Origin of the sequence: Demequina salsinemoris, assembly GCF_000974805.1 — a bacterium.
GTDB lineage: Bacteria > Actinomycetota > Actinomycetes > Actinomycetales > Demequinaceae > Demequina > Demequina salsinemoris.
The window spans coordinates 652,889-675,967 of record NZ_BBQZ01000001.1 but is presented as its reverse complement, the minus strand read 5'-3'; the positions used below and the strand labels follow the sequence as shown (position 1 = coordinate 675,967).

Genomic DNA, 23,079 nt, shown 5'->3' with positions numbered 1-23,079 from the left:
AACATTGCGTGAAATGTTCCTGCAAAACCTTTACGAGAGAGCAAACCTGACGATGGGGCGAATTCGGTCAGATCAGGAGATAAGGCCCACCATCGACGCATCGCGAGGCACGACGAGGGGAAGCCTGCACCTCCCCGCGACGATCGTCAGGTTCACCGCGTCCGGATAGAGGGGATGCGGCGCGCTCTCGACACCGTCCACTGCCGCGAGCGGCATCGTGAGCCGCGACGACGACAGCGTGGGGGTCGTGCCCTGGATGAGCCACGCGTGGCGCCCCAGCAGCTCGAGCACGCGGTCATCCCCGGCGAGGATCCCGCCGCTCAGCCTCACGGGCGAGAGCACGTGCCGCATGCGCACGACCGCACCATCGAGGCCCGACGCGTCCGGCCAGAGCCGCCTGCGCCCGTGGCACGCCCACGCCTTGACCTCGCGGTGCACGGCGCGCAGCTCCTGAAGCTCGCTCGCGATGCCCTGCTCGACGGCGGCGAGGTCCACCTCGCGCCCTCGCGTCGCCTCGAGCACCGACGCGCCCCACATCCCGGGCTCACGGGCCTGGAACTCAGGACGCAGCTCCTCGACGAGCCTCCCGACGCCGCCGCGCGGCGATCCCGAGTGGCGCATCGAGATGACCTGACCGTCGCGCGCGTGCAGCGCGACCCGGCCGTGCAGAAGGTTCACGGAGTCGTGGATCGCGACAAGGTCGTCGAGCGCGATCCGGTCCTCGGAGTAGCCGTGAGTGATGTCAGCGTGGCCGCCCTCCGCGCCGCGACGGGTCAGCACGGTCACCGCGTCGTCGTTGACCACGACGAGGTGGTCATAGAGGTCCATGCCGGGCTTCGCGTCGCGATGGGCGATGTCGCGAGGCACCTTGAGCACGAGCCTCGCCGCATCGAGGTCCAGGGGATGGTCGCGGAAGAGCCGGGGGACGTCCTCGGGCGTCTCGACCGGATCGATCCATGGCCCGAAACGGGCCCATTCGTCGGTGTAGACCTGTTCCTTCTGCATGACACCCTCGCCTCCCCCGGGGCGACGCCATCATCGCTCCGGTGCTGCCGCACAGCCTCAGCGGGGTCCGAGGCCGCGCGCGGTCCTCACCTCTTCAGGGTACGCCGATGCGGCGGGGACGGCTCAGGCGCCCTTGTGCTCCCTGAGCCGCTCGATCGCCTGAGGCAGCACGTCGTTGAGGTCGCCCACGATGCCGAGGTCCGCGATCTCGAAGATCGGGGCGTCGGGGTCGAGGTTCACGGCGACGATCGTGCCCGAGGCCTGCATGCCTCCGCGGTGGTGGACCGCACCCGAGATGCCGCATCCCACGTACAGCGCGGGCGTCACGGTGGTGCCGGTCTGGCCGACCATGTGCTCGTGCGAGATCCAGCCCTCGTCGGTCGCGTCGCGGGTCGCGCCCACCGCGCCGCCGAGCACCTCCGCCAGGTCACGCACGAGCGTGTAGTCACCGTTGGTGCCACGGCCGCCGGACACGACGACGCGGGCCTCCGAGAGCGGGACCCCCTCGCCGCGCTCCACGGGGTCGACGTGGACGAGGCTCTCGGGAGTCTCGGGCGCCTCGAACGCCACCTTCTCAAGCACCGCCGTGGCGGGCGCGTCGAGCGCGACGGCCTGTGTCGTGTTGGGACGAAGCGCGACGATCGCGTCCTCCGCGACGATGCGCGTCGTCACGTTCCACGTCGCCGCGAAGACCGTCTGCTCGGTCTCGACGCGGCCGTCGACGATCCGGGCGCCAGAGGCGTCGACGACGACTCCGGCACCGGTGGCGAGCGCGAGCAGGGCCGCGAGCTCCTTGTTCAGGAACGTGGACGTCAGCAGGACGATGCGGGTGTCGGTGGTCGCGGCGGCGAGCGCCGCGGAGCGCACCTTGGGCAGACGTGCGGTACCGCCGAGCTCGACCCAGCGGACCTCCTCGGCGCCGTGCGCACCCAGGGAGGCGACCGCATCGTCCGCGGGCTCCTCGCCGATCCACACGGCGACCGGGCGCCCGAGGCTCCGCGCCAGCGTCAGGTTCTCGAGCGTCGGGCCCGCGACCTGTCCGTCCCGGTGCTCGACGAGCACCGCCACCGTCATGGCGCTCATGCGAGGCCCCTCTCGATCAGGAAGTCGGCGAGGACGACTCCACCGTCGCCCGTGTCGGTCACGACCTGGCGTCCCTCGCGCGGGGGGACCTCCGACGCATCGACCACCTCGGTGCGCGCGGCGATCGCTCCGACGGACGCGCCGTCGACGCCGAGATCGGCGAGCGACCACTGCGTCACGGGCGCCTTGCGGGCGGCCATGATGAGCTTGAAGTTGGGATAGCGCGGCGTGTTCGCCTCATCCGTCACGGACACGACGGCGGGCAGCGGGGCCGACATCGTCTCGTGAGCGTCGGGCATGTGGCGCACGATCGTCGCCGTGCCGTCGGCGACGCTCAGCGACGACGCGAGCGTGAGCTGCGCCCACCCGAGGTCGGCCGCGAGCGCCGTGGGGAGCATCGACGTCAGGCCGTCGAGGGCCGCCATGCCCGTGATCACGAGGTCGAGCGGCTGCTCGTCGTGCACCTTGCGGATCGCGGCGGCCAGCACCTTGGCGGTGCCGAACACGTCGGCTCCCGCGATCTCGGCGTCCGAGACGTGGATCGCGTGATGCGCCCCGAGCTGGAGCGCCTTACGGACGGCCGCGACCGCGTCGGGACCGCCGACCGTGAGGGCGTAGACCTCGCCCTCCCCTGCCGCCTCGACGAGCTGCAGCGCGGCCTCGACCGCGTTCTCATCGAGCTCGTTCATGGAGCCGTCGTCCGCGGTACGCGTCACCGAGCCGTCGGTGAAGGACCGCTGCGACTGCAGGTCCGGCGTGAACTTGACCGTCACCAGAATGCGCATGGGTTCCAGCCTACTGTCGGCGCGGGCCACCCGCTTCATGCCCCCGAGGGCACCTCACGACTGAGCGCTCCCCGCGTCGCACGCGCGGTAGGCGACGCGAGCGATGCGCGCGGGAGCGCCGAGCGCCTCGAGGCCGAGCATCCGGCCCGTGAACCCACCGGCGACCTCCGTCGAGAGGTACCGCCCATCGAGCGTCGCGATCTCCACGAACTCGCCGTCACGCGCGAGCCCGAGCGACACGAGGTCGGGTCCGCTGCTCTCGCCCAGCCTGGGCTCGGCCGCGCGCACCCTGATCGCGAGCGCATCGTCCGGACCCAGCGCCGCCTCGCCCATCACCTGGTCGAACGGCGCGCTCACGGCGCGCGCCCGCGCGACATCGCCGACGCGCTCGACTCCGTACCAGCGGCCCGCGTCCAGGCGGACGGACAGGCAGGCGTCTCCCTGGACGATGCTCGCGCTCGCGTCCCAGGAGCGGTCGCCGATGCGGGCGCACAGGACGCTGCTCTGCTCGGCCTCGCTCGGTCCTCGGCCATGCCCGAGCGCGAGGCCGTCTCCCGGCGTCGCGAACGACGACGGGGTCACGGACGGCGCGACCCAGCGAGGGTGGAGCATCGTCGCTGCGAAGTCGTCGGACCATGACCGATCGGCCTCGGCAACCTCGAAGCGGTCCTGGACCACGACCGGCCAGTCGTCGACCCAGTCGACGCCCGCGAGGAAGGTCTCGCGTCCGAGCACGTGGAAGCCCGGGTGCGAGCCCGCCTGGCGGATGCCGAGGTGCACCATCGCCCAGGACCCGTCCGCGAGCTCGACCAGGTCGGCATGCCCGACCGCCTGTACCGCATCGTCCGTGGACCTGTGGGTGAAGAACGGGTTGGACGGGTGGGACTCGAACGGACCCCGCGGCGAGCGCGAACGCGCGACCGAGACCCCGTGTCCCAGGTGGGTGCCGCCCTCGGCGACGATCAGGTACCACCAGTCGCCGCGCCGGATCAGGTGCGGCCCCTCGGTGTCGGCGAGCCCGCTTCCCTGCCAGACGACGACCTCCTCGCCCAGCCGCTCCCCCGTCGCCGGGTCGATCGGCACCTGGTGGATGCCTGGGGGCGCGAAGCCGCGCCACGTGAGCAGGCACGCGCCGTCGTCGTCCCACGCGAGGTCGGGATCGATGCCGAGCGTGCCAGGCACGCGCACGGGCTCCGACCACGGCCCCTCGGGCCTTTCGGCGTGCGTGATCAGCTGGCCGGCGCCCACGTCGCGGATGCTCGTGGTCGTCATCCACAGCAGTCCGTCGCGGTGGCGCAGCGTCGGGGCGAAGATGCCCTGGCTCGCGCCGGCCGCTCCGGGCGCGGCGTTGACGACCTCGGGATCCGCCAGGACGTGCCCGACGAGCTCCCACGTCACGAGGTCCGTGGACCGGTGGATCGGGACGCCGGGAACGTACTCGAACGTCGAGGTCGCGATCAGATACTCCTCCCCGACCCGGCAGATCGACGGGTCGGGGTGGAATCCGGGCAGTATCGGGGTCGCGCTCACCCCGTCACCTTCTCACCCGGGACTGACATCACCAGCGGGCGTCCTCGTATCCCATGAACGGGTCGACGGGGCTGACGCCACGGAAGTCGTCCTCGCCCGTGAGCTTGGCGACGACCGCATCGACCGTCTCGTTGTTGGCGGCGTACGCGTTGACATAGGTGCGCGCGAACGGCACGTCCTGCAGGTGGTAAGGGCTGCCGAGCGACACGAACAGCGTCGGGAGCTCGGTGAGGTGGCGCGGCAGGTTGCCCGCAGTGAAGGTCGCCCAGTGGATACGCGCGACAGTCTCGTTCGAGCGCGGCTGCACGTCGGCCACGTAGATCACCGCGTCGTAGCTGTCGAGCAGGTCGGCGCCGTTGACGCCGCCGTCGACGCCCACGCGCTTGAACATCGTCGATCCGGGAGGTCCGTCCTCGAACAGCGTCGCGGCGAAGCCACGCTCGTTCAGCTGCGCGGTGAAGCGCTCGGCGGGACCGGTGAAGGACAGCAGCCCCCGCAGCGAGTAGACGAGCACGCGCTTGTGACGCTCCACATCCAGCGGCAGGAGGCCGGCCTCCTTGTCCTTGACCAGGGTGATGCCCGCGTCGGCCTGCTCGCGAGACCAGGCGCGGTGCTTGGCGGTGTCGATGCCGTCGAGGCCAGGGACGATCTCCTCGGGAGACTGTCCCGCGTGGAGGCCGAGCGCCGCCTTGAGGGCGAGGACGCGGGTAACCGCCTGGTCGAGGCGAGCCTCGGAGATTACGCCCTCGCGCACGCCCGCGAGCATGTGCGCGTGATCGACCGCGTAGTCAGGGGTGAAGAGGAACATGTCGCAGCCGGCCGCGACCGCGGCGGGCACGAGCTCGGCGCGGGGCATCTTCATGAGCATGCCGCCCATGAGCGAGGCGTCGGTGATGACGACACCGTTGAAGCCCAGGTGCTCGCGCAGCAGCTCGGTGGTCAGCTCCGGCGCGAGCGACGCAGGCATGATGTCCTCGTCCTTGATGCCCGGGCGCAGCGCGCGGGTGTAGGCAGGCAGCGCGATGTGCGCGGCCATGACCGACAGCGCGCCCGCATCGATCGATGCGCGGTAGGCGGCCCCGAAGGTCTCCTCCCACTCCTCGACGCTCAGCGTGTTCACGGTCGTGACCAGGTGCTGGTCGCGGTCGTCGACGCCGTCCCCGGGCCAGTGCTTGATGGACGCGGCGACTCCGTGATCCTGCAGGCCCTTCACGAACTCGACGCCCATGCGCGCCACGCGCTCGGGGTCCGAGCCGAACGCGCGGTTGAGGACGATCGGGTTGCGCGGGTTGACCTGGATGTCGATGATCGGCGCGAAGTCCCACGTCACGCCCAGGGCGCGTCCCTCGACCGCGGCGACCTCGCCCATGCGGTACGCGCACGAGTCGTCGCCCGTCGCGGCGGCCTGCAACGGAGTGCCGACCTGCGTGGCCATGAAGCTCGCGCCATCGGCGCCGTTCTCCAGGTTGCCCGCGATCAGCGGCGGCACCGAGCTCGCCTCGTGAAGGTAGCGGTTGAGGCTCACGGCCTCGTCGATCGGCGCGCCACGACGCATGAAGCCGCCGGGCTGGCTCACCGCGATATCGGCGTCCACGCCGGCGGGGTCGTTCGCCATGAGGAAGAACAGCTGACCGACCTTGTCCTCGACCGACATCGCGTCGCGCGTCGCGACGACCCACGCCTCGGCGTCGGCATCCAGGTGGAACGGCGCCTGATCGAGGCGCACGGGAGCGGTGTCGGACATGGTCTCCTCCTTGGAGCCGGTTGCGGGTGACCCCACGAAGATGATGCCCTGCTCGGCGAGCGAGCCTACGGCGTGAAGTCCGGGGATGACGGTGTCAGCCTCGCCGAGCACGGCAGGGTCGCCGATGCCGACCGCCGTCATGCCGCCGCCATGAGCCGCCTGAACGCCGGCGATCGCGTCCTCGAAGACGACGCAGTCCGCCGGGTCGACGCCGAGCGCCTCGGCTCCCGCGAGGAACACCGCAGGGTCGGGCTTGGCCTGGGTCACGATGGAGCCGTCGATGATCGCGTCGAACAGGTCGCGGATGCCGAGGCGGTCCAGGATCAGCGGCGCGTTGCGGCTCGCGGAGCCGAGCGCCGTGGGAACGCCGCGGCGCTGGAGGTCCTGCAGGAACGCGAGCGCGCCGGGGAGCATGTCCTCGGGCGCGAGCGTCGAGATCGCCTCGACGTACTGCGCGTTCTTCTCGGTCGCGAGGCGCACGGCCTCCTCCTCGGAGACCTCCACCCCACCTACCCTCAAGACGATGCGGAGCGCGTCCATGCGGCCGACGCCCTTGAGCAGCTCCTCGTCCTCGTCGGCGAGCTCGAAGCCCAGACCGGCGGCCATCGCCCGCCACGCGATGAAGTGGTGCTTGGCGGTGTCGACGATCACGCCGTCGAGGTCGAAGAGCGCGGCTTTCGCTGCGATGGCTGTCTGATTCATGCCGGCACCTCCACGGTGGCTCGCTTGGCGACCTCGGTAGCGAACACGCTCGCGGAGGCCTTGGGGGTGCGCTCAAGGGTCGCACGGTCGACGGAATGCAGACCGAAGCGGGGCCCGAACGCGAAGATCCATTCGTAGTTGTCCAAGAGGGACCAGTGGCAGTATCCGAGGACGGGCACGCCGTCCGCGATGGCCTCGTCGAGGCTCGCGAGCGCGGCGGGCAGGAACGCACAGCGCTCCTCGTCGTCCTGGGTGTTGAGGCCGTGCTCGCTCACGAGCACCGGCACGCCCGAGGCCTCGTAGCAGTAGCGGACCGCGCCACCGAGCGAGCGCGGCTCGATCTCCTGCTCGCCTGCGTGCGTGTCCACGCGTCCCTCGGGACCGTAGAGGAGCTGCTCGTAGTTCTGGACGCCGACGAAGTCGTCGTCCTTGACGAGCCGCAGCCAGCGGCCGTAGCAGTCCTCGCGCACCTGGTCGCGAGCCGCCTCGCCGCCGGGAAGCGCGACGTCGTCGGCGACCGCGAGCGACAATCCGACGGGGAGATCGGCGCGGCGCGCCTTGATGGCGGCCTTCGCGGCGAGGTGCGCCTTCTCGAAGCCCTCCTCGAAGGCGTCGAGCTCGTCGAGGCGCTGCACGTTGCCCGCGCGGTAGCGCTCGACCCCGGCGGCCTTCGACGCGGCCTCGAGGGTCGCCTTGTGACCCTCCCATGCCTGCGGAGGCAGGAAGCCCCCCGCGAGCTGGCGCTGGAGATTGGGCTCGTTGAGGGTCACCGCGACCGCGATGCGGTCTCCGATGCGGTCCATCACGACGCCGCAGAAGCGCGCGAAGTCGTCGGCGGCCTCCTCGGCGAGCCACGAGCCGCGGGCCCCGAACCAGTGCGGCGAGGTGAAGTGGCTGAAGGTCACGACCGGAGCGAGGCCCCGGGCGAGGCAGCCGTCGACGACCGCCTCGTAGTGGTCGAGCGCGGACTCGTCGATCGTGCCCTGCTCGGGCTCCACGCGGCTCCATTCGATCGAGAAGCGGTAGGCGTTGAGACCCATCGCCTCGGTGAGGTCCAGGTCCTCCTCCCAGCGCTCCCAGCTGCCGCACGCCGTGCCCGAGGGCTCGGCGAAGACCGTCGGCTGGACGTTCTCGAGGAACGAGGTGTCGGACGTGGTGTCGCCTCCATCGGTCTGGTGACCGGAGACCGCGACTCCCCACAGGAAGTCCTCGGGCAGGCGTGCGCTCGTCATGGGTGGTGCTCCTTCCGTGGCGCCGAGCAGGTCGGCGCCGACATCGATGCGCGGGGTCAGGCCGCTCCGGCCTGCTCCTGCTGCTGCGCCTGGATCTCCTTGAGCCTCAGCCGGTCCGCGCGGCGCTGCTCCTGAGCGAGCGGGTCGGGAACGGGCGAGGCGAGCAGCAGGCGCTGCGTGTAGGGGTGCTCGGGGGCGGAGGTGACGGTGTCGCCGTCCCCCCACTCCACGAGCTCGCCGTGGTACAGGACGGCGACCCGGTGGGACATCTCGCGCACGACCGCGAGGTCGTGCGAGATGAACAGGTAGGCGACGCCGGTACGCTCCTGGATCTCCAGGAACAGCTCGAGCACGCGGGCCTGCGTGGACAGGTCGAGCGCCGAGACGGGCTCGTCGCAGATGATCAGCCTCGGGTCGAGGGCGAGCGCCCGGGCGATGGCGATGCGCTGGCGCTGGCCACCCGAGAACTCGCGCGGCATGCGATCCGCGGCGTCGGAGGGAAGCCCGACGGTGTCGAGCAGCTCCTTCACGCGCGCGGCGGCCTCCGTCTTCGACGTGTTGCGGATGATCATCGGCTCCGTCAGCGAGTCGCCGATCGTGAGCGACGGGTTGAGCGACGAGTAGGGGTCCTGGTAGACCACCTGGATGTCGCGGGTGAGCTCGCGGCGACGCTTCTTCGTCGGGTGGCTGATGTCCTCGCCGTCGAAGGTGATGGCGCCTCCGGCCACCGGGGCGAGTCCGAGGATCGCGCGGCCGATCGTCGTCTTGCCCGAGCCGGACTCCCCCACCAGTCCGACGGTCTCGCCGGGCTTGATGTCGAAGTCGACCCCGTGGACGACGCGGATGGGCTTGGCTCGCATCCCGCGACCGGGGTACTCGACGACGAGGTCGTCGACCTTGAGCAGGGACTCGGTCATGACAGCTTCTCCATTCCGAGGGTGCCGGTGTTCGCGGCCCCGGGCAGAGGCACGCGCGGCGCCCCCGTCGGGATCGCGGAGAACAGCGCCTGCGTGTACTCGTGGCGAGGATCGTCGAAGACGGACTGCGTGGGGCCGTTCTCGACGATCACGCCCCGACGCATCACCGAGACGCGATCGCAGATGTCGGCGACCACGCCGAAGTTGTGGGTGACGATGAGCACCGCCATGCCGAGCTCCGCCTGCAGGTCCCGCAGCAGGTCGAGCACCTCGGCCTGGACGGTGACGTCGAGGGCGGTCGTCGGCTCGTCCGCGATGAGCAGCGCGGGGTGCGAGGCGACGGCTCCAGCGATGAGCACACGCTGGGCCATGCCTCCCGAGAGCTGATGCGGGTACGAGTCGAAGGTCCGCTGAGGGTCGGGGATGCCGACCCTCTCGAGCAGCGAGATGGCCCGCTCGCGCGCCTCAGCCTTGGACATCCCCAGCACCGAGCGCAGCGGCTCCGTGAGCTGCGAGCCGACCGTGAACGCGGGGTCGAGGTTGGACATCGGCTCCTGCGGGACGTAGGCGATCCTGCTGCCCCGGTACCTGTTCATGATCGCGTCGTTCGCGCCGGTGATGTCCTCACCCTCGAAGACGATCGAACCGGCCATCACCCTGCCACCCTGGGGCAGCAGGCCGAGCACCGAGAAGGCGGTCTGGGTCTTGCCCGAGCCGGACTCCCCGATGAGGCCGTGGGTCTCGCCCTTGCGGACCTCGAGGCTCGCACCCTTGACGACCGTGGCCCACTCGGTCCCCGCGGGGTACGCGACCGCGAGGTCCTTGACCTCGAGGAGCACCTCGGCGGCCGCATCGTCCTCGTGACGCATGATCTCCGGCGCCGGGGACTCGAGGGCCCAGGGCGCCTGGCCCTTGACCTTCTTGAGGTCCGACGTGCCCTCGAGCTCGTCGCGAAGCGCCGTGCCGAGCAGCGTGAGGAAGATCATCGTGAGGCCGAGCGCGAGCGCGGGCCACAGGACGAGCTGTCCGGCGCGGGTGATGTTGTAGAAGCCCTCGTTGAGCATCTGGCCCCATGTCGGGTTCTCGGGATCACCGAGTCCGAGGAAGTCGAAGCCGGCCTGCATCCCGATACCGGCGGCGATCGTGCCCGCGGTGAGCAGGATGACCGGCGCGCGCACCGCCATGAGGACGTGGCGACCGATGATGCGGCCGTCTCCCAGACCCGAGGTGCGCGCCGCGTCGACGTAGAGCTCGCCCCGAACCGACCTGACCGAGTTGTAGACGACGCGGTAGTACACGGGAGAGATGAAGACGCCGAAGATCGCCATCGTCCACCACATGGACGGACCCATCACGGAACGCGCGGCGATGAGGACGATGATCGACGGGATCGACATGGTCAGGGCCGTGAACCACGAGCCCATCGTGTCGATCCAGCCGCCGTAGTAGCCGGCGACGAGGCCGGCGCTGACGCCGATGATGGTGCCGACCGCGGCGACGAGCAGACCACCGGCGAGCGACAGTCCCGTCGCGACGAGGAGCCGCGAGAAGATGTCACGACCCGCGGAGTCGCCGCCGAGCAGGTGGCCGTCGCCGGGAGCCGCGAAGATCATCTTGAGGTCGGTCGCGGTCGGGTCGAACGGCGCGATGAAGGGGCCGATGATCGCGATGATCGCGATCAGGGTCAGGAAGACGATCGAGATCCCGCCGAGCGGGTGCGTGACCAGTCGCCGGAGCAGGCCCGCGCGCGGCGCACGGGTGTCCGCGGCGGAGGGTGCGGATGCGGAGCTCATGAGAGTCGGACCTTCGGGTTGACCCACGCCTGCGCGACGTCGACGAGGGTGTTGACGATGATGACGATCACGCCGGTGATGACGACGATGCCCATGACGACAGGGATGTCGCCATTGGACGTGCTCGACAGGGCGAGCGGGCCGAGGCCAGGGATCGAGAAGAGCGTCTCGACGATGACGGCACCGCCGAGGAGGATCACGAACTGAAGCCCCAGGATGCTGAGCGCGGGGCCCGCGGCGTTGCGGAGCACGTGCTTGTAGACGACGCTGCGATGCGCGAGCCCACGGCTGCGCAGGGTGCGGACGTAGTCGCGCTCGAATGCGTCGAGCATCGAGCCGCGGACCTGCTGCGCCACGCCGCCGATCGAGCCGATCGTGAGCGCGATGACCGGCAGCGTGATGCTCAGCAGCCACTCGGGCACGGAGTCGGACGGCTTGGTGTAGCCCGTCGCGGGGAACCAGTCCAGCTGGATCGCGAAGACGAGCACCAGGACCAGCGCCACCAGGAAGCCGGGGATGGCCTGGCCGATGACGGAGAGGATCTGCACGGCACGGTCGGGCCAGCCGCGCCTCGTGGCGGCGTACGCGCCGAGCACGATGGCGATGATGGCGGTGAGGAAGACCGACCCCACGGCGAGGGTGACGGTCACCTGCATGCGCGTCGTCACGGCCTCGAGCACGTCCTGGCCCGAGAACCATGAGAGGCCGAAGTCTCCGTGGAGCGCCGCGACGACCCAGTCCCAGAACCTCACGAGGACGGGCTGGTCGAGGCCGAGCCTCTCCTCGACCACCTGGACCGCGTCCTCGGTGGCCGACTGTCCGGCGATGCGGCGCGCGGTGTCCGTGCTGCCGAACTGCAGCAGGAAGAACGTCAGAGTCGCCAGCGTCGCGATGAGGCCGACTCCCGTGACGATGCGCCTTCCGATGAATCGGAGCACGATGGCTCTCCTTGCTTGGGGGTAGCTGCGGGGTGGTGGTGCCGGCGGGGCGAGGACTCCCCGCCCCGCCGGCGGTGATCAGGGTCAGGCGGTCGGGACGATGTCCCAGAGGTTGGACACGGCCTGGCCGTTCTTGAGGGTGACCGAGGTGGCGTCGTTGGTGACGATCACGCCCTCGACGCGGTAGAACGGGGCGAACCAGGCGTTCTCGACCAGGTACTCGTTCATCTCCTGGGCCGCGGCGTCGCCGTCCTCTCCACCCATGCGCATGCGGTCGGCCAACGCGTCGAGTTCGTCGGTGCTCTGGTGGTAGATGTTCCACGCGGAGTCGACCGAGACGGAGAGCTTGTAGGTGGCCCAGGACTCGGACTCCTGGTTGAGGCCGAACTCGAAGGCCGCCCACTTGCCGCCGAGGAGGTCGGAGATGAAGGACTCGCCCGCGGTCTCGTAGTTGACCGTGATCCCGGCCTCGGCCAGGTTGCCCGCGATGAGCTGCGCCTCGGACTCGGGCACGAAGCTTGACAGCGGCATCGTGATGGTGATGCCGTCGGGGTAGCCGGCCTCGGTCAGCAGCTCCTTCGCCTTGTCGACGTCGTACGTGTAGTAGCTGTCGAGGTCCTCCTCGTACGCGGTGGTGCCGGTACCGAAGATCTGGGTCGTCACCTCGCCGTAGCCGGACTCGATGCCCGCGAGGAGCCCCTCGCGGTCGAGCGCGTAGTTGATCGCCTGACGCACGCGGACGTCGGCGAGCGCCTCGTCCACGACACCCCAGCGGTCGGCCAGGATGAGGCCCTTCCAGTTCAGGGTCTGGGTGTTGATCGTGTAGCCCGCGGACTCGGCGTCGGGGATCTGCGAGGTCGAGTTCAGGTTCGCGATGTCCACCTGGCTGTCACGCAGCGCGTTGAGCAGCGCGTTCGCGTCGGCGTAGTAGTTGATCACGATGGTGTCGTAGTGCTGGCTGTCCGGGTCCCAGTAGTCGTCGTTCGCCGTGAAGGTGTACGACGAGCCGATCGTGGACGAGTCGGCGTCGAGCACGTACGGGCCGGAGCCCACAGGGACCGTCTGGATGTCCGCGGAGTCGAAGGCGGACTCGGCCTCGATCAGGCCCGAGTTCTGGGCCAGGTAGCTCAGCAGCGCCGGGTCCGGTGCCGACAGCGCGATCTCGACCGTCGTGGCGTCGACCGCGGTGACGGAGTCGATCGAGGACAGGTTGCCGCTGTTCTCCGAGGCACCGTTCTGGAAGCGGGTGAGGTTCTCGACCACGAGGTCGGCGTCGAGCGCCGAGCCGTCCGTGAAGGTGACGTCGTCCCGCAGGGTGAGCGTGAGGACCGTCATCGAGTCGTCGTACGACCAGTCGGTCGCGAGCCCCGCCTCGATCGTGCCGTCGGCGTTCTGCCGCAGGAGCGTGTCGTAGACGGCCATCATGTAGGTCGCCGTGTTGCCCCAGGCTGCGTCCTGCGCGGACCAGGTGCTGACGTCGACGACCGCGCCGATCGTGAGCTGCTCGGCCCGACCTTCGGCGGCGGTGGCCGACGATGACGAGTCGGATGAGGCGGTCGAATCGTCGGTCCCTCCCGACGAACAGGCCGCGAGGGCGAGTGCGGCGACGCCGACAAGGGCGCCGAACTTGGCAGTGCGGAGCATCGTTGCTTCCCTTTCCTCAGGTGACGTCAACTTTGACGCTGCGATGACGCTAACACGCAAAATCTTAACCTGCAAAGATTTTAGATCACGATTCTGATACGCTCCTCCCGTGGCAGGCCAACGAGGCGAGTACGCCAAGAGCGCGAAGCGGCGCGAGGAGATCCTCGACGCCGCCTTCACCGTGTTCTCGCGCTCCGGCTTCACCGGCGCCACCGTGAGCGAGATCGCCCGCGAGGTCGGCATGAGCCAGCCGGGCCTGCTTCACCACTACGACGGCAAGCTCGCGATGCTCGAGGCCGTCTTCGAACGTCGCGACCAGGTGGCCCTCGACATCCTCTCCGGCCGCCGGGACCTCGAGTTCCTGCGCGGACTGGTGGAGATCTCGCGCAGGAATCACGAGAAGCGCGACCTGATCAGGCTCTACACCGTGATCGCTGCCGAGGCGACGAACCCCGACCACCCCGCGCACGCGCATTTCCAGCGACGGTTCGACCGCGTGGTGTCGGGGACCGAGCAGGCCTTCGCCCAGGCCGCCGAGCTCGGGCTCCTCAAGGAGGGCGTGACGCCCCGTGACGCTGCGCTCAGCTCGATCGCCCAGACTGAGGGCCTTCAGCTGCTGTGGCTGTCGGGCTTCAACGAGATCGACATGGCCGAGGGCGCCCGCCTGCACATGCAGCAGTTCCTCACCGTGGAGCTGTGAACACCAACGCCCGAGAAATTCCTTTGTCGTCGAAGAGTTTCAGCGCCCCTCAGGAATAGCGCGATGCCCGGGGTCCGACGCCCCTGAGGAGAGACGCCGGACCCCGCTCCCCCGACGCCCCTGAGGAGAGACGCCGGAAGCCGTTGCCTGGTTGTCAGGTCTTCGCCCTGCTCACTCCTCCGCGAAGTGACAGGCGACGTCGGCCTCGCCTAGCCGACGAGGCTTCGGCCGCACGCTGCGGCACAGGTCGGTCGCGAGCGGGCACCGTGCGGCGAACGGGCAGCCGCCCGCGTCCGCCGGCGCGGCGCCCGCGGACGCCGCCTTGAGGCTCGACCACTGCGCGCGTCGCTCCTTCTGCGTGGCCGGGTTCGGCACGGGAGAGGCCGCGATCAACACCTTGGTGAACGGGTGCCGCGGGTTGCGCACCACCTCCGACGACGGCCCGGACTCCATCACCTGTCCCCGGTAGAGCACGACGACTCGCTGGGCCAGGAACTCCACCACTGAGATGTCGTGCGCGATGAACAGGTAGCTCAGCCCGCGCTCCTCGCGCAGGTCCGCGAGCAGGTTCAGCACCTGCGCCTGGGTGGACAGGTCGAGCGCGCTCACCGCCTCGTCGCAGACCACGAGCTGCGGGTCGGTGATGAGGGCGCGCGCGATCGCGATGCGCTGACGCTGGCCTCCCGAGAACTGCCGCGGGAATCGGCCCGCCGCGTTCGCGGGGAGCCCCACGGCCTCAAGCGTCGCAGCGATCTTCGGACCGATCTGCTCCGAGGGCACCTTCGCGACCTTGAGCGGCTCGGCGAGCGACTCGCCGACCGTGCGACGCGGGTTGAGCGAGGAGTACGGGTCCTGGAACACCGCACGCAGCTCGCCCTGCAGCTTGCGCCGGGCACGCGGCGACAGGTGCGTGATGTCCTCGCCCTGGAAGCGGATGGCACCGGACCTGGCGCCGAGCAGCCCCAGGACGGAGCGGCCGATCGTGGTCTTGCCCGAGCCGGACTCTCCCACGAGGCCCACGGTCTCGCCGGGCGCGACCGAGAAGGACACGTCGTCGACGATGACCGGACCCTTGCGCGAGTACTGGAGGGTCAGGTTCTCCACCTCGAGCATCGGGGTCCCGGCCTCAGCCTGGGCGGGTGCGGCGTTCTCCTGCAGCGGAATGGCGCTCATCATGCCTCCTCAACGACGGAGCCGACCACGGCCGGCTCACGCCACGCGTTCTGGCGACCGGCGACGGCGTCGCGGTGGACGCACCTCACCAGCCCTTCGTCCTTGGCGCGCTCGGACAGCTCGACCGGCTTCCGGCACGAGTCGGTGGCGAAGAGGCACCTTTCCGCGAAGCGGCAGCCCGTCGACCATGCCTCGGGCGTCGGCACCTGGCCGGGGATCGATGCCAGGCGGTCCCTGCCGTCCGACACCACCGTCAGGTGCGGGTCCGCTGCGAGCAGCGCCATCGTGTACGGGTGCTCCGGGGAGACGAGCACCGCCTCCGCGGAACCGACCTCGACGATCTGTCCCGCATACATGACCGACACGTCGTCGGCGATGTCGGCGACGACGCCGAGGTCGTGGGTCACGAGGACCATGGACATCCCGGTCTCGTCGACCAGGTGCTTGAGCAGACCGAGGATCTCGGCCTGGACGGTGACGTCGAGGGCTGTGGTCGGCTCGTCCGCGACGATCAGGCGCGGCTCTCCGGCCAGCGCGAGCGCGATGGCGATGCGCTGGGCCATCCCTCCCGAGATCTGGTGAGGGTAGGACTTCAGCACGCGCGGCACGTCGACGATTCCGACCTGCTCGAGCAGCTCGGCCGCGATCCGCTTCGAGGCGGCCCTGTCGACGCCCCGCAGCCGCCGGATCACCTGGGTGAGCTGGGAGCTGATCGTGAACATGGGGTCCAGGGCCCGCATCGGCTCCTGGGAGATGAAGGCGATCTCACGTCCACGGATCGTGGCCATCTCCGCGTCGGTCGAGGCCGCGATGTTCATGCCGTTCCACGTCGCGGAGCCGCCACGCACCTCGAGTCCCGGCGCGAGCAGACCCAGCAGCGCGAAGGAGGTGACCGACTTTCCGCAGCCGGACTCGCCCACGAGCGCCATCACACGACCCGGCTCGACCCTCAGAGATGCACCGGTGACGATGTCCGGCCCGTCCTCGACACCGACGACGAGGTCGCGGACCTCGAGGACGTTCGCGGCGCTCGCGCGCTCACCGGACGATGCCTGGGCCAGGCTCTCGCGACGGTGCGCCTTGGCAGCGCGCGAGACCCGCTGGCGAAGCTGCACGAGCGGAGGCGGCGAGGCCTGTCCCTGCGACAGGAGGTCGCCAAGGCTGTTGAACGCGATCACGGTGAGCGCGAGCACGAGGCCGGTCGGCACCATCATCCAGGGGAACGTGTAGAGGTACTTCGAGGCGTCCTGGATCAGGCCACCCCAGGTGGGCTCGGGCGGCTGCGGGCCGAAGCCGATGAACGCCAGGCCCGCCTGGGTCATGATTCCCATCGCGAGCAGGAGCATCGCCTGCACCGTGATCGTGGTCATCATGTTGGGCAGCACGTGCCGAAAGCTGATCGAGCTCTTGCGCAGGCCGTCGACCTCGGCGGCCTCGATGAACAGCTGCGTCTGGATGGACTTCGCCTGGCCGAGGATGATGCGGTAGATGCCGGCCGAGATGAGGAGCCCGAGCAGCATCATCACGAGCGGCATGTTGGTGCCGACCACGGCGATGAAGGCGAGGATCACGGTCATGCCGGGGATCGACATCATGACCTCGGAGACGCGGTTGACCATGGTCTCGGCGCGAGCGTTGCGGGCCGAGAGGAGCGCTGCGGGGAGCGCCACGGACAGCCCGACCGCGGCTGTGATCGCGCCGAGACCGATGGTCGAGGCAGCGGAATGGACGATGCGGCTGAGGATGTCGCGACCAAGCTGATCGGTTCCGAGCCAGTGCTCGACGGAGGGCCCCTGCTGGATGGCGCTGAGGTCCTGCTCGAGCACGTCATAGGGAAGCCACAGGGAGGACGTGAGCGAGGCGATGAGGAGCCCGAGGATCCAGATGGCGGCCGCGAGGCCCCACGGGGATCTGACGATCGTGCGGATCGCTCCAGGCGCCGCGTGCTTGGCGGGCCGGCGGGAGGTCTTCTGAGCGGTCATGAGGCACGCAGCTTCGGGTCGAGGAGCTTGTTGGAGATCTCCAGCAGCAGGTTGACGATCACGACCACGAGAGTCGCGACGACGACGAGCGCCTGGACGAACGGCACGTCGGTGTAGCCCACCGCCTGCTGCATCGCGAGGCCGACGCCGGGCAGGTTGAAGAGCTGCTCGATGATGACGGACCCGCCGAACAGTCCGATGAACTGGATGGAGATGCCCGCCACGATCGGCAGGCTCGCGTAGCGGAGCGCGTGGACGTAGAGGATGCGCCAGGTCGGGGTGCCGACCGCGCGCAGGGTGCGGATGTGCTCCTGGGTCAGGGCCTCGACCATCGAGGCGCGCGTCTGGCGGGCGATGAAGCCGACCGATCCGACGGACAGCGTCAGCACGGGCAGCAGGAGCGACCTGAACCAGGCGGCCGGGTCATCCTCGAGGCGCGTGAATCCGGAGGCGGGCAGCAGGCCGAGCTGGACCGCGAAGACGAAGACGAGCACGATGCCCAGCCAGAACTGCGGTATCGAGATGAAGATGCCTGACATCGCGGTGACCATGCGGTCGGCGATCCCGCGCCGGACGGCGGCGGTGACGCCGAGCGCGATGCCGACGATCGAGCTGAGGAGGACGGCCCCGGCCGCGACCGCGGCCGTCACCGGCAGTCGCTTCCCGATGTCGGTCGCGATGTCGCGTCCGTCCGTCAGGGACGTTCCGAGGTCGCCCTGCACGAGGTCCGCGAGCCACCGCAGATACTGGACGAACAACGGGTCGTACCAGCCGATGCTCTCGTTGTACTCCTGGATCGTCTCGGGGGTGCCGCCCGTGCCGAGCGCCACGACGCCGGGCGTGGTGGGCGACAGATGCATGAGCAGGAAGACGAGTCCTGAGGCGACGAGAAGCGTCACTGCGGCGAAGCCGATCCGTTTCACGATGAACGTCAGCATGGGACGTGCTCCATCCGGGCGCTGGGGCCGCCTTGCAGCGACCCCAGCGCCGTGGTTGCTGGGGGACAGGGAGGAATGGTCAGACTGCGGGTTCGATGTCCTGCAGGCGAGGCGTGGACTCGATGCCCGGGAATCCGAACTCGGCGACGGCGTCCGAGCTGTAGCCCCAGGTGACGAGCTCCTCGTAGAGCGGCATGAGCCACACGTTGTCGGTGATCGCGTGGTTGAGGGCGAGCAGAGCGGCGGCCGCGTCCTCATCCGTCTCGGCGGCACCGAGCGCGCCGGCGGCGGCCTCGAGCTCGGGGTTCTCCGCGCCGTGCGGGTTCATGAAGCCGAACATCGCGCCGAAGACGAAGCCCGCGGGGTTGGTCCACGTCGTGATGGTCGGCGAGCCGAGGGGCATGGTCTGGACCGCAGCGAAGATCTCCTCGGTCGAGGAAGCGTTCTTGAGCGTCATGGTGACGCCGATCTCGGCCCAGTAGGCCTGCATGAGCTCGAGGATCGTCTGGACGTCGCCGTTCGAGATCATCTCGAACTCGAAGCCGTCCCCGTAGCCCGCCTCCTCGAGGAGCGCCTTCGCCGCCTCGGGGTCGTACGCGTACTGCTCGTCGATCGCCGTGTCGTAGCCGGGCGAGTCCATCGGGAGCGCGTTGGCCGTGGCGTGCGAGCCAGGCGAGAGCGCGTCCACGATCGCCTGGCGGTCGAGCGACATCATGAGGGCCTGGCGCACGCGCAGGTCCCCGAAGGCCTCGACGGTGGCGCCCGTCTTGTCGAACACGAACATCTCCTGCACGGAGCCGCCGTTCTGGACGAGGTCCACTCCGAGCGAGGCTGCCTGCTCAGCGGCGCTCGTCTCGATGCCGGCCACGTCGAGGTCGCCCGACGCGAGCGAGTTGATGCGGGCCTGGGGGTCGAGCATCGGGATCATCTCGTAGGAGGCGAAGGGAAGCTCGCCCTCCCGCCCCTCCTTGGTCACCATCACGTAGGACGTGCCCTTGACCGTCGCGGCCTCGTCGATCGTGAGCGGGCCCGAGCCGTCGGCCTGGTCGGCCAGCAGGGAACGGTCCGCGATGGCGTCGGCGCCGATGATGGCGCCGCTCGGCATCACGAGGTTGCCCTCGAAGCCCGACTGCGCCTCGGCGAACTCCAGGGTGACGGTGTCCTCGTCGACGACCACGACATCCGTGATCTCCGTGGACCCGCCCTCGGCGAACTGCGACAGCGCGGTGAGCTCTGCATCGTCTCGGGCGTCGAGGTTCGCCTTGACGAGCTCCGCAGTCAGGGTGCTGCCATCGGTGAACGTGGCGGAGGAGTCGAGGTCGAGCGTCATCGACATGCCGTCCTCGGAGTACGAGTAGTCGGTCACCAGGCCTGGGACGATGTTGCCGTCCTCATCGAGGGTGAACAGCGAGTCGTAGAGGCCCTCGTAGAAGAACCGCAGACCCGAGGCGAGCGTGTGAGGGTCGTAGCCGTACGTCGCACTGTCGAAGTCAAGGCCGACCTTCAGCGTCGAGACCGCGCCGGCGGCCTCGGCCGAGCCTTCCCCGGACGAGCTGGCCGAGGTGTCGGCGGTGGTTGATCCTGAGCAGGCCGCGAGCAGCAGCGCTCCCGCGACCAGGCCTGCCGTCGCGGCCGAGCCACGGCGGATACGGGCACTGTGAGACATCTTTGTCCTCCTGTGGTTCCTGACTTCAGTGTCGTCGACCGGACACTCATGTCGCGCCGGCTCCGCAAGTGTGAATCATTTCAATTCCGAATGCAACTCAGTTTTTGTCACGGCTTCGCAACGATGCGCGGAACGAGGGGTGCTTAGCCGCGCAGGTCGCATCAATATCCGATCTACCAGGCAACATGTCACTACAACCCCACCAGAAAGCGACACTTGATGTCGCGAAGGGCACTGCCTTCACGATCAGCCATCGGCGAGAAATCTCCGCATGCCGACAAGTTCAGCCTCGATCCTCGAACCTCCCCGCGGCGGCGCAGGCCGAGGGGATGCGACCCTCGCATCGAGCCAAAATCTTCAGAGTTGAAGATTTTCACACGCTCACGTACCGTGGGCGGTCAGGCGCCGCAGCGACGCGCGCAGCCATGAGAGGACGACGATGAACCACCCGCACCGCATCGCATCGCTTCAGCTCTCCCGCGAGGGCGCTGAGATCGCGACTTCGCACGAACCGCATCTCACCTGGAGGCTCTCCGCCGACAGCGCCGCCCAGACCTCCGTCGAGCTTCGCGATGGCTCGGGCGCAGTCCAGCGCGTCGACGGCGCCGCCACCCATCGGGTGCCGTGGCCCTTCGCGCCCCTCGCCTCGCGCGAGCACCGCACGGTGCAGGTGCGCGCCTTCCTCTCGGACAACACGGTCACCGACTGGAGCGATCCCCTCGTCGTCCGCGCCGGGCTCCTTGACCCGAGCGAGTGGTTGGCATCCTTCATCGGTCTCGCCTCCCCCGATCGCGAGGGACAGCCCGCGCTGCTGCGCCACCGCTTCACGCTCCGCGAGGCGCCGGTCGACGCGGTGCTCCATGTCACCTCCCTCGGCGTCCACGTGACCTCCATCAACGGCGCGCGCGTCGGCGACCACGAGATGGCGCCGGGCTGGACCGCGTACGACAAGCGCGTCGTCGTCGACACGCATGACGTCACCGGTCTCCTCACCGAGGGCGAGAACGCCATCGGGGCTCAGCTCGGCGGCGCCTGGCGCACCGAGGCGTACGGGTTCTTCGGTCGCCCTGAGCGGATCTACGGCGATCAGCCCTCGTACGCCGCGCAGCTCCACGTCCGCTACGCCGACGGATCCTCCGAGGTGCTCGCCACAGGACCCGAGTGGCTCGCGCGAGGCGACGGCCCGATCACGGACTCCTCCCTCTACCGTGGCGAGGCCGTGGACCTGCGCCGCACGATGCCCGGCTGGAACCTTGCCGAGGCGGCGGACGACGGCTGGGCGCCGGTCGCGGTCGAGGACGCCGATCTCGCTGTCTCGCAGAAGGTCTCCCCTCCCGTCCGCGTCACCCAGGAGGTGGCCGTCGCGGACGTCATCACCACCCCGTCCGGCGCGACCGTGCTCGACTTCGGGCAGAACCTCGTCGGACGCCTCCGCATCGAGGCCGACGGCCCCGAGGGGACCGTGATCACGGTCCGTCACGCCGAGGTCCTCGAGAACGGCGAGATGGGCATGCGCCCGCTGCGGCTCGCTACCCAGACCGACACGTTCACCCTTCCCGGCGGACCCGTGACCCTGGAGCCGACCTTCACCTTCCATGGCTTCCGCTACGCCGAGATCTCCGGCTGGCCGGGCGAGCTCGACCCGACGTCCTTCACCGCACGGGTCATGCACAGCGACATGGCGCGCACCGCCGAGTTCGAGTGCTCGCATCCGCTCGTCAGCCGCCTCCACGAGAACGTCGTGTGGGGGATGCGCGGCAACTTCCTGTCGATCCCCACGGACTGCCCGCAGCGCGACGAGCGACTCGGCTGGACCGGTGACATCCAGGTCTTCTCCCCCACCGCATCGACCCTGCACGACGTCGACGCGTTCCTGGCCGACTGGCTCGTCGACGTGCGACTCGAGCAGGAGGCGGCCGACGGGCTCGTCCCGTTCGTCGTGCCGAACGCGCTCGGCGGCGAGGTTCACGCCGCGGCGGCGTGGGGCGACGCGGCGACCGTCGTGCCCTGGACGCTCTGGGAGCGCTACGCCGACCTGGACGTTCTCAAGGACCAGTACGCGTCGATGCGCACCTGGGCTGACCGACTCATCGACTACGCGGGCGAGGACCGCCTGTGGGAGGGGTCGATGCAGTTCGGGGACTGGCTCGATCCGGACGCCCCGTCCGATCAGCCTGGTGCCGCCAAGGTGTCCCGCGACATCGTCGCGAGCGCCTATGTGTTCCGCTCCGCCCGGATCGTCTCCCAGGCGGCCTCGCTCCTGGGCTACGACGACGACGCCGAGTCGTACGGCATCGTCGCCGACGAGGTCGCCGAGGCCTTCCGTGCGACCTACGTGACGCCGGCAGGCCGCATGATGTCCGATGCGCCGACCGCCTACGCCCTCGCGATCGGCTTCGACCTGGTCACCGACCCCGAGATGCGTCAGCTCCTCGGCGACCGCCTCGCCGAGCGCGTGCGGGCCAAGGGCTACCGGATCTCGACGGGATTCGTCGGAACGCCGCTCATCCTCGAGGCACTCTCCACGACCGGGAACGCGGAGGCCGCCGGCCGCCTGCTCCTCCAGACGGACAACCCCTCATGGCTCTACACCGTCTCGATGGGCGCGACCACGATCTGGGAGCGCTGGGACTCGATGCTGCCCGACGGATCGATCAACCCGGGCGAGATGACGAGCTTCAACCACTATGCGCTTGGCGCCGTCGCCGACTGGCTGCACCGCTCGCTCGCAGGCCTCTCCTACGCCTCGCCCGGCGGCTCTCGCCTGCGCGTCGCCCCCACGCCCATCGCGGGGATCGACTCCGCGCGCTCGGCGCAGGTCACCCCGTATGGCCGCGCGGAGGTCAGCTGGGAGCTGGTCGACGGCGAGCTGCGCGTCACGGCGATGGTCCCGCCCGCGACGACGGCGGTGGTCGATCTGCCCGGATCCGCACCGGTCGAGGTCGGCCCCGGGGAGCACGCGTTCGTGGCTCCCTACGCCTCACCCGCCGCCCCCTCCGGCCCGTACTCCGTCAAGACGCATCTCTCGACGCTCATCGACGACCCGCGCGCCGTCGAGGTGATCCGTCAGGAGCTCGGAGCCTTCTCGGAGGGCTACATGCACGGCTTCTTCGCACGTACCGCGTGGACCGAGGGCTGCGAGATCGGCAACGTGCTGTTCGGCATGCCGCCGCACGCCGTCGCAAGCCTCGACGAGGCGCTCGCGAGGCTGTGAAGGCAGCCGCGCTTCGGGCCGCGCGTTGGCCCG

General features: G+C 69.7%; 16 protein-coding genes. 2 read left to right on the top strand and 14 right to left on the bottom strand.

Annotation, left to right across the window (positions count from 1 at the left end):
- Window positions 1-72: 72 nt before the first annotated feature.
- The 10 genes from AOP78_RS03055 to AOP78_RS03010 form a co-directional block, all read right to left on the bottom strand.
- Window positions 73-1,005, bottom strand: coding sequence for a hypothetical protein (locus AOP78_RS03055; protein ID WP_062201417.1), 933 nt, complete (start codon window positions 1,003-1,005; stop codon window positions 73-75).
- Window positions 1,006-1,128: 123 nt separating this feature from the next.
- Window positions 1,129-2,088 (bottom strand): electron transfer flavoprotein subunit alpha/FixB family protein, encoded by a 960-nt coding sequence (locus AOP78_RS03050; RefSeq protein ID WP_062201413.1) that lies wholly within the window; start codon window positions 2,086-2,088, stop codon window positions 1,129-1,131.
- Entirely contained in the window at window positions 2,085-2,873 is a 789-nt protein-coding gene (locus tag AOP78_RS03045) for an electron transfer flavoprotein subunit beta/FixA family protein (RefSeq protein ID WP_062201409.1), read from the bottom strand. Before AOP78_RS03045 ends, AOP78_RS03050 begins: the two co-directional genes overlap by 4 nt.
- A gap of 54 nt (window positions 2,874-2,927) precedes the next feature.
- Complete coding sequence (locus AOP78_RS03040) at window positions 2,928-4,403, bottom strand: glycoside hydrolase family 43 protein (RefSeq protein ID WP_062201406.1); 1,476 nt, start codon at window positions 4,401-4,403, stop codon at window positions 2,928-2,930.
- Window positions 4,404-4,431: 28 nt separating this feature from the next.
- A complete protein-coding gene (gene pgmB / locus AOP78_RS03035; protein ID WP_062201404.1) occupies window positions 4,432-6,849 on the bottom strand; it encodes a beta-phosphoglucomutase in 2,418 nt (805 codons plus the stop codon).
- Window positions 6,846-8,081 (bottom strand): glycoside hydrolase family 1 protein, encoded by a 1,236-nt coding sequence (locus AOP78_RS03030; RefSeq protein WP_062201401.1) that lies wholly within the window; start codon window positions 8,079-8,081, stop codon window positions 6,846-6,848. The genes pgmB and AOP78_RS03030 overlap by 4 nt, the downstream gene beginning before the upstream one ends.
- Window positions 8,082-8,137: 56 nt before the next feature.
- Window positions 8,138-8,998 (bottom strand): ATP-binding cassette domain-containing protein, encoded by an 861-nt coding sequence (locus tag AOP78_RS03025; RefSeq protein WP_062201397.1) that lies wholly within the window; start codon window positions 8,996-8,998, stop codon window positions 8,138-8,140.
- Window positions 8,995-10,791: a dipeptide/oligopeptide/nickel ABC transporter permease/ATP-binding protein gene (locus tag AOP78_RS03020; RefSeq protein WP_062201394.1), complete on the bottom strand. Its 1,797-nt coding sequence runs from the start codon at window positions 10,789-10,791 to the stop codon at window positions 8,995-8,997. The genes AOP78_RS03025 and AOP78_RS03020 overlap by 4 nt, the downstream gene beginning before the upstream one ends.
- Window positions 10,788-11,729, bottom strand: a complete 942-nt coding sequence (locus tag AOP78_RS03015; protein WP_062201390.1) for an ABC transporter permease — start codon at window positions 11,727-11,729, stop codon at window positions 10,788-10,790. The genes AOP78_RS03020 and AOP78_RS03015 overlap by 4 nt, the downstream gene beginning before the upstream one ends.
- A gap of 84 nt (window positions 11,730-11,813) precedes the next feature.
- Entirely contained in the window at window positions 11,814-13,373 is a 1,560-nt protein-coding gene (locus tag AOP78_RS03010) for an ABC transporter substrate-binding protein (RefSeq protein WP_062201386.1), read from the bottom strand.
- 109 nt (window positions 13,374-13,482) lie between these two features.
- Between AOP78_RS03010 and AOP78_RS03005 the strand changes: the two genes are divergently transcribed.
- Window positions 13,483-14,073: a TetR/AcrR family transcriptional regulator gene (locus AOP78_RS03005; RefSeq protein WP_062201381.1), complete on the top strand. Its 591-nt coding sequence runs from the start codon at window positions 13,483-13,485 to the stop codon at window positions 14,071-14,073.
- Window positions 14,074-14,244: 171 nt separating this feature from the next.
- On the opposite strand, the gene AOP78_RS03000 is transcribed toward AOP78_RS03005, so the two are convergent.
- The 4 genes from AOP78_RS03000 to AOP78_RS02985 form a co-directional block, all read right to left on the bottom strand.
- Window positions 14,245-15,249 (bottom strand): oligopeptide/dipeptide ABC transporter ATP-binding protein, encoded by a 1,005-nt coding sequence (locus AOP78_RS03000; protein ID WP_062201377.1) that lies wholly within the window; start codon window positions 15,247-15,249, stop codon window positions 14,245-14,247.
- Entirely contained in the window at window positions 15,246-17,228 is a 1,983-nt protein-coding gene (locus AOP78_RS02995) for a dipeptide/oligopeptide/nickel ABC transporter permease/ATP-binding protein (RefSeq protein WP_062201374.1), read from the bottom strand. Before AOP78_RS02995 ends, AOP78_RS03000 begins: the two co-directional genes overlap by 4 nt.
- A complete protein-coding gene (locus tag AOP78_RS02990) occupies window positions 17,225-18,166 on the bottom strand; it encodes an ABC transporter permease (protein WP_062201370.1) in 942 nt (313 codons plus the stop codon). Before AOP78_RS02990 ends, AOP78_RS02995 begins: the two co-directional genes overlap by 4 nt.
- Before the next feature lie 79 nt (window positions 18,167-18,245).
- Window positions 18,246-19,832, bottom strand: a complete 1,587-nt coding sequence (locus AOP78_RS02985; protein WP_062201367.1) for an ABC transporter substrate-binding protein — start codon at window positions 19,830-19,832, stop codon at window positions 18,246-18,248.
- 439 nt (window positions 19,833-20,271) lie between these two features.
- Between AOP78_RS02985 and AOP78_RS02980 the strand changes: the two genes are divergently transcribed.
- Window positions 20,272-23,046 (top strand): alpha-L-rhamnosidase, encoded by a 2,775-nt coding sequence (locus tag AOP78_RS02980; RefSeq protein WP_062201364.1) that lies wholly within the window; start codon window positions 20,272-20,274, stop codon window positions 23,044-23,046.
- Window positions 23,047-23,079 lie beyond the last annotated feature (33 nt).

Bases quoted from the DNA above. Each gene is read 5' to 3' on its own strand.
- AOP78_RS03045 (WP_062201409.1), bottom strand. From the start codon at position 2,873: ATGCGCATTCTGGTGACGGTCAAGTTCACGCCGGACCTGCAGTCGCAG.
- AOP78_RS03050 (WP_062201413.1), bottom strand. From the start codon at position 2,088: ATGAGCGCCATGACGGTGGCGGTGCTCGTCGAGCACCGGGACGGACAG.
- pgmB (WP_062201404.1), bottom strand. From the start codon at position 6,849: ATGAATCAGACAGCCATCGCAGCGAAAGCCGCGCTCTTCGACCTCGAC.
- AOP78_RS03000 (WP_062201377.1), bottom strand. From the start codon at position 15,249: ATGATGAGCGCCATTCCGCTGCAGGAGAACGCCGCACCCGCCCAGGCT.
- AOP78_RS03020 (WP_062201394.1), bottom strand. From the start codon at position 10,791: ATGAGCTCCGCATCCGCACCCTCCGCCGCGGACACCCGTGCGCCGCGC.
- AOP78_RS03055 (WP_062201417.1), bottom strand. From the start codon at position 1,005: ATGCAGAAGGAACAGGTCTACACCGACGAATGGGCCCGTTTCGGGCCA.
- AOP78_RS02990 (WP_062201370.1), bottom strand. From the start codon at position 18,166: ATGCTGACGTTCATCGTGAAACGGATCGGCTTCGCCGCAGTGACGCTT.
- AOP78_RS03030 (WP_062201401.1), bottom strand. From the start codon at position 8,081: ATGACGAGCGCACGCCTGCCCGAGGACTTCCTGTGGGGAGTCGCGGTC.
- AOP78_RS02985 (WP_062201367.1), bottom strand. From the start codon at position 19,832: ATGTCTCACAGTGCCCGTATCCGCCGTGGCTCGGCCGCGACGGCAGGC.
- AOP78_RS03010 (WP_062201386.1), bottom strand. From the start codon at position 13,373: ATGCTCCGCACTGCCAAGTTCGGCGCCCTTGTCGGCGTCGCCGCACTC.
- AOP78_RS02980 (WP_062201364.1), top strand. From the start codon at position 20,272: ATGAACCACCCGCACCGCATCGCATCGCTTCAGCTCTCCCGCGAGGGC.
- AOP78_RS02995 (WP_062201374.1), bottom strand. From the start codon at position 17,228: ATGACCGCTCAGAAGACCTCCCGCCGGCCCGCCAAGCACGCGGCGCCT.
- AOP78_RS03025 (WP_062201397.1), bottom strand. From the start codon at position 8,998: ATGACCGAGTCCCTGCTCAAGGTCGACGACCTCGTCGTCGAGTACCCC.